Raw genomic sequence first — 17,133 nt, 5'->3', positions numbered from 1 at the left:
GGGCGCAAATTGAACTCGCTTTCGGGCCGATTTCTGATCCTGACGACGGTCTTCGTCATGTTGGCCGAGGTTCTGATCTTTGTCCCGTCGATCGCCCGGTTCCGCGAGGACTTTCTGCTGAACAGGCTCGAACGCGCGCAGATCGCCTCGCTGGCTTTGCTGGCGGACGACATGCTGGCCGAAGATCTTGAGGCAGAACTGCTGGAAAACGCAGGCGTCTACAATGTCGTATTGCGACGGGATGAGGTTCGGCAACTGATGCTGTCGTCGCCGATTCCCGATCCAATCGCCGACACGTTCGATTTGCGGGATGCAAGCCCCTGGATTCTGATCCGGGATGCGATTAGCCGCTTTCTCAAACCCGAAAACGAAGTCATCCGGGTCATCGGAGAACCGGTCAAGGGGGCGGGCCTTCTGATCGAAGTCACCATGGATAGCATGCCGTTGCGAACGGCGATGATCGACTACGGGTTGCGTATTCTCGGTCTGTCCTTTGTGATCTCCATCATCACAGCGTTTTTTCTGTTTCTCGCCGTGCGCGTCGTACTTGTGCGGCCCATCAAAAGCGTCGTCGGCTACATGCAACGCTATGCCAGTGCGCCAGAGGACGCGCGTGGCATAATCTCGCCGAACTCGAAGGTGACGGAGTTGCGAGAGGCCGAGGAGGCACTGAAGATGCTGCAAACGGACCTGACCCAGGCGCTCAAACAGCGGGAAAGGCTGGCGCAGCTTGGGGGGGCCGTCGCCAAAGTCAGCCATGACTTGCGCAATATCCTGACGTCGGCGCAGCTGTTTACCGACCGGATCGAGGCCAGCGATGATCCGCTGGTGCGGCGGATGGCGCCGAAACTGGTGAATTCCATCACCCGGGCCGTGTCCCTTTGTGAAAGCACATTGGCCTTTGGCCGCGCGGAAGAACCCGCGCCCACTCTGACTATGGTTCCGATCCGCGCAATCGCGGCGGATGTCGCGGCCAGCGAACAACTCGCCGTCGCGGATGCCTGCGTCGAAATCGTGAACGAAGTGCCGGACGCGCTTGTGGCCCGCGCCGACCCCGAACAATTGTACCGCGTCATCATGAACCTCGTGCGCAACGCAAGACAGGCTCTGGTTGCCTCGGGAAAACCTGGCCGGATTACGATTGCGGGGTGTGAATACGACGATGCTTGGTGCATCGAAATCCGCGACACGGGGCCGGGTCTTCCCCCCAAGGCGCGCGAAAACCTGTTTACACCTTTTCAGGGTGGGGTCCGAAAGGGTGGCTCGGGTCTGGGGCTGGCAATCTCGCAGGAGCTGGTGCGCGGCCATGGCGGGGACCTGGTTTTGAAAGAGACCGGACCCGAGGGAACAGTCTTTGAAATCAGCCTTCCGCGCGGGGATATGACTTTTTGATTTTTTTTTGAAGAATCGGCTTGCACGTCTCGGGCAGCAGGTCTAAACACCGCCTCACCAACGCGGACCGATAGCTCAGCTGGATAGAGTACTTGACTACGAATCAAGGGGTCGGGGGTTCGAATCCTCCTCGGTCCGCCACTGGTTTCCTGTTGAACGTCACACGAACCTGACCCAACCGTCACAGTTGGACCAGAAACAAGGTGGACGTTCGACACTGGAAGGCACCCCAAAAAATTCTCCTATTGGAAACGAAAACAGTGCTTGAGCTGCTGATCAGTTGCTGGAGCTAGAAATTAGTTCCAACTTCTTGGGTGTTGGTTAGCTGTTACTCGCGGCCCTAAGCCGACCTTGAGCACGGTCTTAGAATGCTGCAGACGCAGCCCGCTTTGCGGTCATTCGCTGCGCACGCGAACTCTGGGCTTCGTTTAACTCGCGGTTTGCAGATATTGCGGTCATCCAACAGCCAAGTCAGATGCTGCGGTCGCAACCCGCTTTGAGGTCATTCGCCGTGATAGCGAAATCCAAAGGTAGCCAGACTCACAGTCTGCGGGACATTTGAGACTTTCGCTGCAACTGCGCCCACGACTGCATTGGGTAGACCCTTTATTGTCGCGGCGGCACGATTCCACGCGTGATCCCGATGTTCATGAGAACCTTTGGGCCAACAACAGTGATTATGCCCCCGACGATCATCGGAACCCACCGAAACCATGGCGAAAGCTCTTGCCAGTTCGCAAAAGCAAACCACCCAAAGATCACCATCCACATGGCAGAGAACAGAATGTTCGATTTGATGAACGCGGGATGCGTTGCAAAATCTCCGACGTCGGCAGCAGACAACTCGGCTGTCCACGGCTTGCGCTGAACAACACTGATCAAGGCACCACCTGCAAGGAATGCGAACACAATCGCCAGCCCATTGATTTCCTTCAGATCAGGCACCAGCAGCAAGATGACGAGGACTGTGAACACGCCCAGAACTTGAGCCGCCATGAACGCTGGCGGGATCGTCGCCCCGTAGCGCATTGCGCAAGCAACCACACCAATCACGACGCCAAGTACCGCGCCGAGCAACGGATAACCGAAAGGTGCGAGAATGGTGAAAACGAGAAACGGCAGCAAAAATACATGTGCGACGATGTAGGCTTTCATCTTGGCTCCAAAGACTGAAATGCTATGTGCGGTTGTTGCGGATGAACTGAAACACAAGAATGATCCCGGCGGCGCCAAGCATCGCTGTCACAAACTGGCCGATGAACCCACCAAGATGGACACCAAACGCGGATTGAAGAAGCGCGTTCATGCCGACCGCTCCCAGGATACCCAGAACCACGTTTCCTGCGACACTGTGTGTGGTGTTTGTGATGCGGCTGGCAAGCAGTCCCGCCACACCGCCGATCAAGATCATCAAGACCCAGTTGATGCCGTCCATCGTTGCGCTCCGTTGAATTTTCGCTGGTTTTCGCGAACAACTGCTACATCCGGTCGCTGATCAACACCGGATGCGTCAAATGCAGGGATTTCTTCGTGAACTACACCTTTCTCAGAAGAACAGTTTGGGAGCTCAAGATCTGGAAGTGGCGAGAGCAATGCCTCGCGTACCTGATTGCGGTTGCCGTTCTTACGACGCTTGGCCCATTTGGGACATTCTCGCTGCAAACCCCTGACCGCATCTTGTATTGGAGCCTCGCACTCGCCGTTGGCTGGGTGGCAATAATTGCGTCCATGACACTGGTTCTGCGACATCCCGATCTGGATGACTGGCCCGGTGCGGCAAGGGCGGCACTGGCCGTCGCCATTGCAACAGCTCCGATCGCGTGGGGTGTGCAAGCGGTTGAAGAGTGGCTTCGTCCCGAGCGTGACCCAATCCCGATTGTTCACTTTGCCCTGAATATTGTCGTGGTTTGCGGTCTGATCGTGACCACGATGTATTTCCGAATAAATCAGCGTATCGGCAAAATGCCGCAAACCGACCGGTCGCCAGCACCTTTTCTGGATCGGCTGCCGTTTGAACTGGGTAAGGAGTTAGTCTCGTTTTCGATGCAGGATCACTACGTCGAAGTGACCACGACAAAAGGCACGACGATGATCTTGATGTCGCTTGGTGACGCGATGGAAGAAGCCGGCAGCTATGGCGGGGTGCGCATACACCGCTCACACTGGATCGCAACGGACGCCTACCGTGGCCTTGTCAGGCGCAAGGGCAAACTCTTTGCAAAGCTCATGGATGGGCGAGAACTCCCCGTCAGCAGAACATATGCATCGACTGTGCGCGGACTTGAGGTCTCCAAGGGCTGACGATCGCCGCAACCGCAAGAACTGCATGAGATTGGGCGCGCAGTTCTCGGGACGAAGGAGACCTCCACCAAGGGGCACCATAGCATCCCGCAAGGTAGACTTTATGCCAGGACCAGAAACGAACTCCCGAGCGCAAGACACAGAGGTGAGTAAAGCACCACATCCAGCGCGCGGAAGGGCTGTTCAGAGGTAAGCCGTGCCCAAAATGGCAAATAGCCGAACAAACCCCGTAAAAGAAACACCGTCGCTGCCATAACGCCAAGGACCGTCAGTATCTGACTTTGAGCCGCAGGACCCTCCCCATTCAAAGCAATCGCTAGCCATGCCGCAAGTAGCAAAGCGATTGCAACGGGAAGGCAAGCGACAGTAGGTGGCATGGTCGAGACTTTCGGGAACCCCGTGACTGCCCGCGCGAGGGCTTTCTCGTTCCTGATCGGCCACCAAATCCGTGCACCCCATAGGACATGCAAGAGCGCAAGAGCGCCAAGAACAACTGCAGTTGAAGTGGAAAGCAGTGTCACTTATCCGAGCCGTTCCGAGACGTCCTTTTTTCGCAGCATTTGCAGCAGGCGTCAGGGCGGCAACAGAGTGCGTTGAGATGGCATACAAGTCGTCTCATGGTTTCCGTATTCGCTTTATAGATGACGTTTCTTCCAACACGGCGCGACGTAACCAACCCCGCCTGAGCAAGTGTTTGAAGCTGTACCGATGCGGTGGTCGCATTGATGGCAAGTGCTTGCGCTAGACCGCCAGCGATCTCACCGCGCTCACCACGGTTTAGGAGTTCTTGCATAAGCGACAAACGCCCATCATGGGCAATTGCAGAAAGAACCTGAGTAATATTATTTTTCATCATTTCATGAAATCATGAAATGATGAAGAAATCAATTCCAGTATCGTTTTCTGCAAGTCGCCATTTGCTGTAAGCGTTTCGGCATTATTGGGGAGAGCACCTGCCTCGTGGGAAATTCAGGCACATCCTGAAGATGTGTCTTATTGAAACTGAAGATCATCCCAGCGGCTTCGAATTACTGCAAGGTAGAGTGGCGCGTTATGTCAATCGATTGGCGCGTCCGGCGAATGATGTGCACCTCCCAAGCGTCTATCTCACTGGTATCCCGACCATCGCGGTCCAGGCCAAGGTCGGGATCGACAGATAGATACCGGGAGAAGCTCTCATGAAAGCCAAAGACGCCATAGACCAACTTGATCCGCAGAAATGGGCGGACACGCCGCCTGCAGAGCGCCTTCATCTGCTCGAGCAAGTGCGCGAGAACATGAAGCGCTACGGCAATGATCTCGCCGCCGCCGATAGCAAGATGAAGAACGATATTCTTGGAGTGGCGCTCTACTCCGACCCGGTGTCGAAGGTCGGCACGGTTGTGCCCATGGCCAACACCGTGACAGCGGCCATCGACCTCTATGAGGCGATAGTCGAAGGCAAGATGCTTCAGCCGATCAAGGTCGAGAAGGTCGGGGATGATCTCTATGACATCTACGTCTTCCCGCAAGCCCGGAAAGACAAGTTGATGTATGCAGACCGCAAGGATCGCATCCGGGTCAAAGGGGAACCGAAGCAGGTCAACCCGATGGACAAGCCTGCAGGCATCATCGCTGTGTTGGGAGCAGGCAACTACTCGTCCTCACTTGAGATGATGAAGGCGATGTTCTTTGAAAACTGCGCCGTCGTGCACAAGCCGCATCACCTGAATGAAGAAACCGACGCGGTCTGGGCCAAGATCATGCAGCCTCTGATTGATCATGGGGTGCTGAGTTTTTGCGCCTCGGATCAAGGCCGTGATCTGACGGTCGATCCACGGTTGTCGAAGATCTATTTCACAGGCGGAACCGGCACCGCACAAGCGATCATGTCCGCCACCGACACGCCGCTCATCTCCGAATGCGGTGGCAACAATCCCTGCATCATCGTGCCTGGCGACCGACCCTGGACCGATAAGGAGATCGAACATCAGGTGGTGCAGATCGCGACTATGTCAAAGCTGAACGGCGGCGCGGTTTGCGGACGTATCCAGACACTCGTGACATCGAAACACTGGCCACAACGGCAAGCATTTCTCGATGCCTTGGCAAGGGCGTTGGAGGATCAGACACCGGCGACGGGTATCTACTACCCCGGTTCGGACAAGGTGATCGAGGGATTTCGCGACGCCTACCCAGACGCCAAAGTACTTAGGCCCGAGGGCGGAAAGCACCCCAACAGCGAAGTGATACTGATCACAGGTGTTGAGCCGGGTGGGTACGCCTGCACGCATGAAGCCTTCACGCTAGTCATCGACGAGGTGCCGCTCGACGTGCTCGCCAACGCGGCGGATTTCCTGCCGAAGGCTGTTGAGTTCTGCAACAATGAGCTGCTCGGCACCCTCGGCAGTGCGATCATCATCGACGATGACACGGCGAAAGCGCATCGCGCGGTCCTCGATCAGGCCGTCACCGACATGGAGTATGGCGGCATCGCCATCAACACCATGCCGCCCTTCATCTTCCTCAGCCCCTATCTGACCTGGGGTGGCAACGAAGAGGGCAAAGAGTTCGTCTCGGGCGTCGGGAACTTCGGTAACTTGCTGAACTACGAGAACGTCGAGAAGTCGATCATCGAGGCGAACTTCATGTCAGCAGGTCACATGATGAACACCAACCGCAAGGCGTTCGACAACATGGCTGAGAACATGTCGCGTTTCGCTGTTGAGCCGACCTGGGGCAATCTCGCCTGTCTCGTCGGCGACGGCATCGTCGACAGTTTCCGCAAGAAAGACTTCTGAAGATTACTGGCTGACGGATTGTTGGCACGAACAAGACTAGGAGAGATCCCATGAGCAATGAAACCATCCTCATCACCGGCTGCAGCAGCGGCATCGGACGTCTGACCGCCCAGTACTTCCAGGAGCGCGGCTGGAACGTGATCGCCACAGTGCGCTCGAAACCTGACGCCGATGCGGAGCTAAACGCGCTCGAAAACGTTCTGGTAACGGCACTCGATGTGACCAAGAAAGACACCATTGATGCCTCCATTGCCGCTGGGATCGAGCGGTTCGGCAAGATCGACGTTATTCTCAACAACGCGGGCTACGGCTCCTACGGTCTCCTGGAAGCCACGCCAGAGCACAAAATGCGGATGCAATACGACGTGAACGTCATCGGCACGATGCTGGTGATGCAGTCGATAATCCCACACTTCCGGGAGCGCGGCGCGGGCACGATCATCAACATCTCGTCCATGGGCGGAAAAATTACCTTCCCGCTTGGGACACTCTACCATGGGTCAAAGTTTGCCGTCGAAGGCATGACCGAAGCCCTGTCCTTCGAGTTGTCCGCCATCGGCGTGAGGGTGAAGCTGGTAGAGCCGGGCATGATGCGCACGAACTTTGGCGGTTCATCCTTCGACATGAACCTTGATCCGGCGCTGACCGAATACGCCGACTTTGTAGCCGGTGTTACCACTGCGATGGCCGAAGGCGGCGACGGGGCTGGCGATCCGATCCAGGTAGCCGAGACGATCTGGCAAGCGGCGACGGATGGAACGGATCAGCTGCGCTATGTCTCGGGCCAGGACGCCGAACAGATCATCGCGGCACGCAAGGCCATGGACGACCCAGAATACCTGGCACTGATCCGTAGCCAGATGGGCATGTAGCACCAAGCATATGGGCGGCCTGCGCAATGCGGGCCGCTTTTCCCAGCTGTCACCACAAAGAACGTAGAGTTATGGTCCATCCATGCCTGTGCAAAGACCAGAAACATTCGTGCTCAACCCCGGCTGGCGCATTCTATTTGCCGAGATGGGCCTGCCGGTTGCCGACACGCTCAGGGCAGCCGGACTTTCCCCGAAACTCTTTGATGAACTGCCCGTCATGTTAGACGCGGAAAATTACTTCCGGTTTTGGGACGCGATGGAGGCATATAGTGGAAACAAGGATGTCCCGCTGGCGCTTGCCAACGCGCTTGATGTCGAAGTGTTTTCGCCTCCACTCTACGCGGCAGTGTGTTCTCACAACCTGCGGCAGGCGACGCATCGCGTCGCAAAGTTCAAGGCTTTGACCGGGCCGATCACGATAGATGTCGATGATGGAGCGTCCAGATTGAAGCTGACGTGGAATTGGCCGCCGCACCTTCAGCCGCCCTATCCGCTTTTGATGAGTGAAGTGTTGTTCTGGGTGTTTCTCGCCCGGAAATGCACGCGCATGGCCATCAATCCGCTCGAAATCTCGACACCAGTGTTGCCGCAATCCACCCCCGCATATCTCGACTATATTGGCGCTCCGATTAGGCGGGACGAGGCCGTGTCGATCACTTTTGCCAATCGTGATGCAGAGCATCCATTCATCAGCGGAAACGATGCAATTTGGAGCGCGTTTGAACCTGCGCTTAAGGACCAACTGTCCGAACTTCAAAACAGCGCGTCGGTCTCGGAACGGGTCCGCGTCGCCCTTCACCGCGCCATTCCCGCCGACCAGGCCAGTGCCGAGCATGTCGCAAGCGCGCTCTCGATGACCGCGCGCACCTTGCAACGTCGACTTCAACAGGAAGGGACCAGTTTCAAAGCGCTCGTCAATTCCACAAGATCCGAGCTAGCCAAGACCTATCTTCGGAACACAGAGCTCCCGCTCTCCGAAATCTCATTCCTCCTTGGCTATGCCGACCCCAGCTCGTTCAATCGTGCATTCAGGGAATGGACACGAACCACCCCTGAAAGATACCGAAGAACGAACGAACCTTGATTTGATTGGCCGCAAGATCACTCGGCATCGGCGTCCACAATCGATTTCCCGGGTCGGCCCGTTCCTGCCGTTAGCGAACGGGTCAAGATGCTGCGGTCGCAGCCCGCGTAGCCGCCATTCGCCGCGACCGCAATATCCCGGAGTAGATCGAATTCACGGAACGAGGACAGACCCGCCTTTTGCCTGCGCGGCTGTCCGACGCGTTGGCCCCGTTCACCTCTAATGTGGCCGATCTGCTGAAACTGCGCCGCAATGGGCGTCTGAAGGTGGGAATGGACGCGGAGCCGGTGGTTCTTGACGAAAACCTTACCGTGCGGCATGTGATGGCCTGGGGGGAATGGCATGTCGGCGGTGGCCAGATAGCCCAGCGGGGCATGTATGAACAGATGTAAGCGCCCGCGCGGCCCCCGGTGGCTGCCCGCTTCAGCACCGGAAGGTAGTTAAGATATGTGCCCTGCACCCGTTGATGCAGAAACCCCGCGCGGGTTCATCATTCCAGTTGGCGGCGGCGAAGACCGCGTCAAGGAAATGCAGATCCACCGCAAGTTTGTCGAGATGTCGGGCGGCGCGGACGCCGATATCGTGGTGATCCCGACCGCCTCGATGTTGGAGGAGACAGGGCCGGATTATCACCGCATCTTCTCCGAGCTTGGCTCAGGGCAAGTCGAGTTTCTGCCGATCTCGCGCCGGGCCGATTGCGACAATCCCGACTATGTCGAGATTCTGGACCGCGCAACCGGCATATTCATGACCGGCGGCAACCAGTTGCGCCTGTCGGCGATTCTGGGAGGCACGCTGGTTGCACAGAAAATCCGCCGTCGCAACGCGGCGGGCGTGCCGGTTGCCGGAACCTCGGCCGGGGCCTCGATCATGTCCGAGCATATGATTGCCGGTGGCAGCAGCAATTCCGCCCCGGCAGAAGGCAATATAACGCTGGCCCCGGGCATGGGCTTGACCAACGCCGTCGTCATAGATCAGCACTTTACTCAGCGTAACCGGCTCGGGCGTCTGCTAACGGCTTCATCTTTCAACCCTTTTTTGATTGGATTGGGCATTGATGAAGACACGGCGGCCTTCATCGGGCCCGACAACGTTCTGGAAGTGGTTGGCAGCGGAACAGTCACGGTGGTGGACGCCAGCCACCTGACCCATTCGTCCATGTGGGACGCTCGCGCGGGTGAGGCGCTGAGCCTTCTGGGACTTCGCCTTGACGTTCTGGGCGAAGGGTGCCGTTATGATCTGACGGCTCGCCAGGCTTTTCCGCCGGATGAGCATCTGGCGTTCTGCACATTGCCGGACCTGTCCGAGGATGAGGCCGCCAGCGGGGGGGAAACAAAAAGCTAACAAACGGGGAGCCTCATGAAAATAATCTCGACCAATGTCTTTGTCGGCCCGAATGTCTGGGCAAGTTTTCCGGTCATCCGCCATGTCATCGATCTGGGTATTCTGGAAGATTGGCCCTCGGCAAAAATTGGTTCAGAGTTCATCGACGCTCTGGTTGAGGCACTTCCCGGTCTTGCGGAACATGGCTGTTCCTACCGCGAACCCGGTGGTTTCATCCGCCGCCTGCGTGAGGATGAAGGCACTTGGTTGGGTCATGTACTGGAACATTGCTCCATCGAAGTGCAGAATGTGGCGGGCACCGATGTGACCTTTGGCCGGACCCGTGGCACGGGCGAGCCGGGCCAGTACAACATGGTCTATGAATACCGCCAGCGCGATGTCGGTCTGGACGCGGGCAAGCTGGCATTGCGGTTGTTGATGCACCTGCTGCCGCAATCCCTCAAGGATCAGGTGGATTATGATTTCGACCCTGATTTCAACTGGGATGACGAATTGCGGAGCTTCGTCCTGCGGGCGCAGCGTAAGGAATTCGGCCCTTCGACCGGCTCGCTTGTCAAGGCAGCGCAGGAGCGGGATATCCCTTGGATCAGGCTGAACTCGGGCTCGCTGGTGCAATTCGGACACGGCAAGTATCAGAAACGCATTCAGGCGACCATCACATCCGAGACCAAACATATCTCGGTCGAGATTTCCTGCGACAAGGAAGACACTCATAACCTGCTGAACGATCTGGGCCTTCCGGTGCCGCAGCAGCGCATGGTCTATTCAGCGCGCGAGGCAGTGCGCGCCGCCGGACGGATCGGACATCCGGTGGTTGTCAAACCGCTGGACGCCAATCACGGGCGCGGGGTTTCAATCAATCTGAACTCGGACGCTGAAGTTGAGGCAGGTTTTGCTGAGGCCAAGGAACATTCGCGCAGCCGCGCCATTCTTGTGGAAAGCTTCATCACCGGGTTCGATCACCGGATGCTGGTGGTGAACAACAAGCTGGTCGCGGTGGCCAAGCGGGTGCCAGGCCATGTGGTCGGCGACGGCAAGCACACGATTGCGGAATTGGTCCACATCGTGAACGAAGACCCGCGCCGGGGCATTGGGCATGAAAAAGTACTGACCATGCTGGAGATTGACAATCAGGCCAAACGTTTGATGGAAAACGCGGGCGTAACCGAAGAGACGGTGCTGCCGGATGGCGAAGTTTTCTATTTGCGTTCCACGGCAAACCTGTCGACGGGCGGTACAGCCATTGACCTGACCGATGTGGTGCATCCAGACAACCGCGACATGGCCGAACGTGCCATCATGGCGGTGGGGCTGGACGTGGGCGGCGTCGATTTCCTGATTGATGACATCACCAAGTCCTACAAGGATATCGGTGGCGCGATTGTCGAGGTGAACGCCGCCCCCGGTTTCCGGATGCATGTCGCCCCGTCCGAAGGTCAGCCGCGCGACGTAGCGGGCAAAGTGATCGACATGCTGTTCCCGGCTAATGAACAGACCCGCATCCCGATTGCGGCAGTCACCGGCACCAACGGCAAGACCACGACCTCGCGGATGCTGGGCCATATCATGAAAACCAGCGGCAAGACCGTTGGCATGACCTCCACTGACGGTGTCTATGTAGACGGTAAGTTGAGCGTCAAGGGCGACATGACGGGACCCAAATCTGCTCAAATCGTCCTGCGTGATCCGGCGGTCGATTTCGCCGTGATGGAAACCGCGCGCGGCGGGCTGGTGCGGTCGGGCCTGGGCTATCAGCGCTCGGATGTGGCGGCCTGCCTGAACGTCTCGGCGGATCATCTGGGTCTTGGCGGCATCAATACCGTCGAGGAACTGGCCGTGGTCAAACGCGTCGTGGTTGAAAGCGCCACCAATACGGCGGTGCTGAATGCCGATGACATCAACTGTCTGAAAATGGCCGATTACGCAGAAGCGGGTCAGATTTTCTATGTAACGACAAACCCGGGTCACAGTCTGGTCAAGGAACATATCAAGGCGGGCGGTAGGGCCATCGTGCTGGAAAAAGGCATGAATGGCGACATGCTGACCATCTATGACAACGGGCTTCATATCCCGGTTCTGTGGTCGCATCTGATCCCCGCCACGCTTGAGGGCAAGGCGATCTTCAATGTGCAGAACGCGATGTTCGCTGCTGCGATGGCATATAGTTTCGGTGTGGATCTGGACAATATCCGCCACGGGCTGCGGACCTTTGACACCAGCTATTTCCAGGCACCGGGACGGATGAATGTCTATGACGAACATCCCTTCAAGGTGATCCTGGACTATGGCCACAACCCTGCTGCGCTCAAGGCGATGGCAGCGTTGGCCGACCAGCTTGAGATCACGGGGCGAAGACTGTGTGTGGTTGCCATGCCCGGCGACAGGCGCGATGAGGATATCATCGACGGTGCCGCCGCGCTGGCCGGACATTTTGACCAATTCATCTGCAAGGCCGACGACCGCCGCCGGGGCCGTGGCCATGACGAGGTGCCCCAGATGATGCGAAAGGCCCTGATCGACAACGGGGTAGACGCCGCTGCGATCACAATCATCCCTGATGAGGTCGAGGCGGTGACGGCCGGGTTGGATCAGGCCGCGCCGGGCGATCTGCTGGTGATCTTCGGCGACGACACCACGCGGTGCTGGAAGCAGATTATATATTTTAACTCCGACGGCGAAGCCCCCGAAGTCGAAGCTGTACCCAAGGCTCGACCTGTCGACACCTCGATTGAGGATATGTTCGAAAGCGACCAGAACCTGATCCGGGACGCGCGCGGCGTGCGTCTGGCCCGCGACATCAGCGAAGACGCGGACTGATCGGGGGCATCGCAATGGATCGGATCGAACAGCTTGAAACCGCGCTGACCATCGAAAGCGCGACCGCCGATCATATCCGGGTGGATGATGCCAGACGCCTGACCGGGCCCGGCCTACTGTGGAACAAGCCCGGCGCGGTGATGGATGTGTTCTTCAACGGGATCGACGCCGCGCAGGTCACGACATTGTGGGAAACTCATGCGCGCCGGGTGATGGATGCGCTTGGCTGGCAGGATCAGAGCGTGACCCACCGTACCTTCACCGGCGGCGTCAATCTGGCCATCTCGGCCCCGATGGATCAGCTTTATTCCGCGATCTTCGCGGCGCAGACTGCCTGGCACTTCTGCGCCGCCGAGCTGTTGGCCGCACCCTCCGGCGACTTTGATCAGATGGTGGGTGATGTCAAAGGTGTCATGGCCAGCGAAGCCAACCCCGCCCTGATCGCCCTGATCGAGGCGGCCGAGGCGCATGGCGTGGATATCCTGTGCGACGATGATGAGATCTCGATCGGGCACGGCACCGGCAGTCAGGTCTGGTCGGTCGATGCGCTGCCCGCCCCCGATGATGTGGACTGGTCCGGCCTTCACAACATCCCCGTTGCCTTCATCACCGGAACCAACGGCAAGACCACGACAACCCGGCTGCTCGAAGCGATTGCACGCGCCTCGGGCAAAGTGGCGGGGCTGACCTCGACCGAATTTGTGCGGGTGGGTGACGATATTCTGGACCGCGGCGATTATTCCGGCCCCGGGGGCGGGCGGATGCTGCTGCGCGACAAACGGCTCGAGGTTGCCTGCCTCGAAGTGGCCCGGGGCGGGATCCTGCGCCGGGGCCTGCCGACCCGCGCGGCGACGGCGGCGGCAGTGACCAATGTGGCGAATGATCATCTGGGGCAATATGGAGTCAACACCGTGCCAGAACTGGCGCAGGCAAAGTTCGCCGTCCACCGGACCTTGGCGGAGGGTGGCGTGCTGGCGCTGAACGCCGATGATGCGTATGTCCGCGCCGAGGCAGAAAACACGTCGGCGAACATCTGGTGGTTTTCTCTGGATGCACAGAATGATCTGATCCGTCAGGCGCGGGAAACCGGCACTTGCTGTGCATATGTTCAACACGGGAAAATTGTCTTTTTCGACGGCACGACCGAGCAAATGGTGATCCCCGTCGCCGACGTTCCCCTGACAATGGGCGGGGCCGCAAAGTACAACATCCAGAACGCGCTGGCGGCCCTGTGCCTTGCTCTGGCACTGGGTCTGCCGCAACAGGCGTTGCGCGACGGGCTGGCCGGGTTCAAGCCAGACGCCAAAGATAACCCAGGACGTTGCAACGAGTTTCGGCATAACGGAGCCCAGGTTTTCGTGGATTTTGCCCACAATCCGCATTCAATTTCGGCAGTTTGCGATGCGTTGTCGAGCTTGCCGGCAAAACGGCGTTTCATCATGCTTAGCCATGCAGGGGATCGATCAGATCAAGATATCTGTGACGTAACAGCGACAGCCCTGAACTTCCGACCTGATGTGGTCGTCGCAACGGAGTTGGAAGGGTACTTAAGAGGTCGCGAATTAGGAGAAATTTCTGATCTGATCGAACGAACAGCTTTGGAACATGGGTATGAAGCGAAACAAATACTCAGAGCTACGTCGCCCTCACAGGCCGCTTCAGTGATACTTGAGAGGGTGGAGCCGGGTGATATTGCCTTGCTGCTAGTGCTATCCGATCGCGACGCCGTTCTCGCGATGCTCGATGGTTAAAAACGAGGCCGGCTACCGAATTCACTGAGTTACAGCCAACACGAGGCAATACCAAAAAACCCTGTGCAGGTATCCAATTGGGCTTCAGACACTGATTGAAAGGTGGATTTCTAGTTCATCGGTAATGATTAGCTGAGAAAATAGCCTGGGTTTCTCCCTGGCAAAATCACGTACACGGGCCCACCTTGTTTACAACACCAGATCTATAGCGGCCCGTTCCGGACATTGAGCACAAGTCCTGATCGCTGCAGTGCGGCCCGTCAGACCCGACTTTCGCTGCGAGAGCACGATCCAGGTTGGATCAAGCGACCGCAGAGCGGACAAATCCGCCGTTGGCAGTAATGCAGCGCGTTGCTAACTGCGCGGGGCAGAGGAAGTTGCGTGTTCAATGGGCTTATTTAGAACGACGTCCCAAAGCAATTGAACCGAATTCTGGGCTTGTCTGACTTTGTCACCAGCAAACGCGCGAAGTTTTTCCGGACGTTCTGGGTGCAATTCGTCTTCCTGTGAAACAAATACTATCGGCAATTTAGAAAAAGAATGACAATCCCAACTTAAACTGCCGATCCGGCCCGCCATTTGGCTTGCGCTCCAAGGCGTAGTAACCAACGCTGACGTCCATTGCAGTGCCTTTGGATTCGTTGATTATTGAAGTCTTACCGACAGTCAGGCCAAGCGGTATAGGCCATGCTTCGTCATCACTCTCTGCGCTCCAGTTGTAGGACAACACGTTGTTGTATCCAAAATACCAGCCTTCCCCCAGTCCATAGGTCAAAATGGGTTGGAGGATCGTCACGTTAAAATCATTTCACCCCACATATGAGCGATAACGCCGCCCCATGACAGGTCACCCGCCTGCCCGAACATGACAAAGGCAGGACCGGCGCCCCAACCAGCACCTTGTAAAGCGTCATTTGTGTGCGTCGGCAAGGAAACCTGAAGACCGTACCCCAATGCGATCCCGCTGGCCCCTGGTGTCGGGGAGTAGAAAGATTGCACTGTTGAGTCACCTATACCCCAAGTCAGGTCATCTTCTGGCGAAGGGTTGACGATTCCGGGCGGCAAAACGGCTCCGGGCTGCACGCCCTGAATGGGTATGATGCCCCGCAAAACCAGCGTCGCGTCTGTCAACGGCACCGAGTAAACCGGTTGCAACTGGAAGTTATAGCTGTCGTCGTCATTTGTGCCTGTACGGAAAGCGACCGTGTTATCGGTAATCAGTGCTTTAGTGTCAGCAAGCGGGTTGGCTGCCTTACGCGCTGCCTGACACGCGGCGTCGCAGGCTTGGGCGTCACGAAGGCCAAACGTGAGGCAAACAATAGCAGTGATAGAGGCAAAAAATAACTGCCTCATACTGAATTCAGGTTGCGTCACCATTTGATCCCATCCCGTGCATCCATAATGTATTGGCCAATTTCACCGCCTCCGGTGGTGTCACTCTCCGCTTAAGTAGTCGTTGATGGCGTCAATAGCCGCATATGTGAAATCATCGTAGAACGCGCCAGTCGACTCCGGTTGGGAGGCCTGCCGGATGAAAGCCGTATTGTTAGCCCGATCAATGTAAATCCACTGACCGTGAATGCCGAGCGCGGTGAAGGCTTCACGGCCTTCGTTGTGACGCACCCACCATTGTGCACGATAGCTACCTTCTCCATCGGGCATTTCATTGACATTGGGACCATTCGTCCAGGCGTCTCTATCACCCCCTGTTTCCAACGCTTCGATTACGGCCTCGGGTACGACGACTTCACCGTTCACCATTCCATCATTCAGCATCATGGCAGCAAATCGTGCCAAGTTGTGCGGTGTTGCATTCAGTCCACCGCCAGCAAAGAGGGTGCCATTTTGATCAAGCAAAACGTAGGTCTCACCTTCAGCGCCGACCTTCTCCATTAGTTCTGTGAGTTGGTCAAAGAAAGACTGATCTGTCACACGATTGGTGACCCAGTTGACCACGTCTGTTTTGGGGGTTTGGTAGTGAAAAACTTCTCCATGCGCATGTTCTGGATCAATGTCCAGGGTCGGCAAATACCCATAAATGCTGTCAGGCAAGTCCTCTCCAGGGTTGGAGGGAAGCAGGCCAAGAACGCGTCCATACTGTTGGATACCGGAATTGGGGTCAGCATATTCTTCCGTAAATGCCATAGAATTAGTCATATCCAGAGCTTGGCCAAAGGTTGCTTCTCCAAAAGCTCCAGAGGGTGCCAGTTCCGGAATGATTTCTTTCAAAGGAGCGTCTTCTTGAACAAGCCCTGCATCGACGGCCATCAAGCCAAATAGACCTGCAAAGGACTTAGTCACTGACATCATTTGATGCGGTTGATCGGCGTGCATGCCGTTTAGATATCTTTCGAAGACAATAGTGTCGCCCTTCAGAACCAAAAACGCATCTGTGTAAGTTTGCTCTAAGAAGTCATCGAGACCGACATTCTCGCCATCTGGATGCGCGATACTCAGTCTTTCAATCCCTCCATCTGGGGAGACCCTTAGCTTGCGTGGCACCGTGGAGGGAGGGATGTTCGCTGAGGGATAGAATTGGCGCATGTTTTGGTAGGACCATCGATTGTACGGCACGCCAAACAACGCGTTGTTGCGCGTGACACGCTTGTCGGCCGGAGGCGGAAAGCCCTTCATAAGACCGAGTTCATTATGTGTGGCGTAAGGATTGTCCCCGTGCTCATCGGCTAACGAAAAAGTCGCTGAAATGGCAATAATTGCAACTGTTGTGGCAAGCGTTTTGCGCGGCATTCTTTGAATCCTCCCAAGTTAAAATAAACACATCAGATTTTCTG

The 17,133-nt window shown here is 56.9% G+C and carries 14 protein-coding genes and 1 tRNA gene; 10 read left to right on the top strand and 5 right to left on the bottom strand.

Annotated features, from left to right (window positions below; all coding sequences use genetic code 11):
• The first annotated feature begins 9 nt into the window (after positions 1 to 9).
• Together I9184_RS12090 and I9184_RS12085 are read left to right on the top strand one after the other, a co-directional pair.
• Positions 10 to 1,392 (top strand): HAMP domain-containing sensor histidine kinase, encoded by a 1,383-nt coding sequence (locus I9184_RS12090; RefSeq protein WP_245218112.1) that lies wholly within the window; start codon positions 10 to 12, stop codon positions 1,390 to 1,392.
• A gap of 64 nt (positions 1,393 to 1,456) precedes the next feature.
• A tRNA-Arg gene (locus I9184_RS12085) sits at positions 1,457 to 1,533 on the top strand.
• 465 nt (positions 1,534 to 1,998) lie between these two features.
• Here I9184_RS12085 and I9184_RS12080 read toward each other — a convergent pair.
• Both I9184_RS12080 and I9184_RS12075 read right to left on the bottom strand, forming a co-directional pair.
• The gene (locus I9184_RS12080) at positions 1,999 to 2,547 is read right to left on the bottom strand and encodes a hypothetical protein (RefSeq protein WP_209834568.1); all 549 of its coding nucleotides are present in this window, start codon (positions 2,545 to 2,547) and stop codon (positions 1,999 to 2,001) included.
• Between the two features lie 22 nt (positions 2,548 to 2,569).
• Positions 2,570 to 2,827 (bottom strand): GlsB/YeaQ/YmgE family stress response membrane protein, encoded by a 258-nt coding sequence (locus tag I9184_RS12075; RefSeq protein WP_209834566.1) that lies wholly within the window; start codon positions 2,825 to 2,827, stop codon positions 2,570 to 2,572.
• Positions 2,828 to 2,922: 95 nt separating this feature from the next.
• Here I9184_RS12075 and I9184_RS21115 point away from each other — a divergent pair, with 95 nt between their 5' ends.
• The 8 genes from I9184_RS21115 (at position 2,923) to I9184_RS12025 (ending at position 14,341) form a co-directional block, all read left to right on the top strand.
• Positions 2,923 to 3,693, top strand: coding sequence for a LytTR family DNA-binding domain-containing protein (locus I9184_RS21115; RefSeq protein ID WP_209834564.1), 771 nt, complete (start codon positions 2,923 to 2,925; stop codon positions 3,691 to 3,693).
• Between the two features lie 1,178 nt (positions 3,694 to 4,871).
• Positions 4,872 to 6,473 carry an aldehyde dehydrogenase family protein gene (locus I9184_RS12055; protein WP_209834558.1) on the top strand — a complete coding sequence of 534 codons (1,602 nt, stop codon included), beginning with the start codon at positions 4,872 to 4,874 and terminating at the stop codon, positions 6,471 to 6,473.
• Between the two features lie 50 nt (positions 6,474 to 6,523).
• A complete protein-coding gene (locus tag I9184_RS12050) occupies positions 6,524 to 7,345 on the top strand; it encodes an SDR family oxidoreductase (protein WP_209834556.1) in 822 nt (273 codons plus the stop codon).
• A gap of 145 nt (positions 7,346 to 7,490) precedes the next feature.
• Positions 7,491 to 8,429, top strand: a complete 939-nt coding sequence (locus I9184_RS12045) for an AraC family transcriptional regulator (RefSeq protein ID WP_209834554.1) — start codon at positions 7,491 to 7,493, stop codon at positions 8,427 to 8,429.
• Positions 8,430 to 8,608: 179 nt separating this feature from the next.
• Complete coding sequence (locus tag I9184_RS12040) at positions 8,609 to 8,821, top strand: hypothetical protein (RefSeq protein ID WP_209834552.1); 213 nt, start codon at positions 8,609 to 8,611, stop codon at positions 8,819 to 8,821.
• Between the two features lie 55 nt (positions 8,822 to 8,876).
• Entirely contained in the window at positions 8,877 to 9,773 is an 897-nt protein-coding gene (locus I9184_RS12035; protein ID WP_171636974.1) for a cyanophycinase, read from the top strand.
• A 15-nt stretch (positions 9,774 to 9,788) separates the two neighbouring features.
• The gene (gene cphA, locus I9184_RS12030; RefSeq protein WP_209834550.1) at positions 9,789 to 12,590 is read left to right on the top strand and encodes a cyanophycin synthetase; all 2,802 of its coding nucleotides are present in this window, start codon (positions 9,789 to 9,791) and stop codon (positions 12,588 to 12,590) included.
• A gap of 14 nt (positions 12,591 to 12,604) precedes the next feature.
• Positions 12,605 to 14,341 (top strand): Mur ligase family protein, encoded by a 1,737-nt coding sequence (locus I9184_RS12025; RefSeq protein WP_171636979.1) that lies wholly within the window; start codon positions 12,605 to 12,607, stop codon positions 14,339 to 14,341.
• A 529-nt stretch (positions 14,342 to 14,870) separates the two neighbouring features.
• Here the strand turns inward: I9184_RS12025 and I9184_RS12020 are convergent.
• The 3 genes from I9184_RS12020 to I9184_RS12010 are packed head-to-tail and all read right to left on the bottom strand — an operon-like array spanning position 14,871 to position 17,089.
• Complete coding sequence (locus I9184_RS12020; RefSeq protein WP_209834548.1) at positions 14,871 to 15,137, bottom strand: hypothetical protein; 267 nt, start codon at positions 15,135 to 15,137, stop codon at positions 14,871 to 14,873.
• Positions 15,134 to 15,718, bottom strand: a complete 585-nt coding sequence (locus I9184_RS12015; RefSeq protein ID WP_209834546.1) for a hypothetical protein — start codon at positions 15,716 to 15,718, stop codon at positions 15,134 to 15,136. Before I9184_RS12015 ends, I9184_RS12020 begins: the two co-directional genes overlap by 4 nt.
• Positions 15,719 to 15,775: 57 nt before the next feature.
• A complete protein-coding gene (locus I9184_RS12010; protein ID WP_209834545.1) occupies positions 15,776 to 17,089 on the bottom strand; it encodes a serine hydrolase in 1,314 nt (437 codons plus the stop codon).
• Between the last annotated feature and the right edge of the window lie 44 nt (positions 17,090 to 17,133).

The organism is Ruegeria sp. HKCCE3926 (assembly GCF_017872515.1).
Classification (GTDB): domain Bacteria; phylum Pseudomonadota; class Alphaproteobacteria; order Rhodobacterales; family Rhodobacteraceae; genus Ruegeria.
The sequence above is the reverse complement of the archived record's forward strand: the minus strand, read 5'-3'. Positions and strand labels throughout refer to the sequence as shown.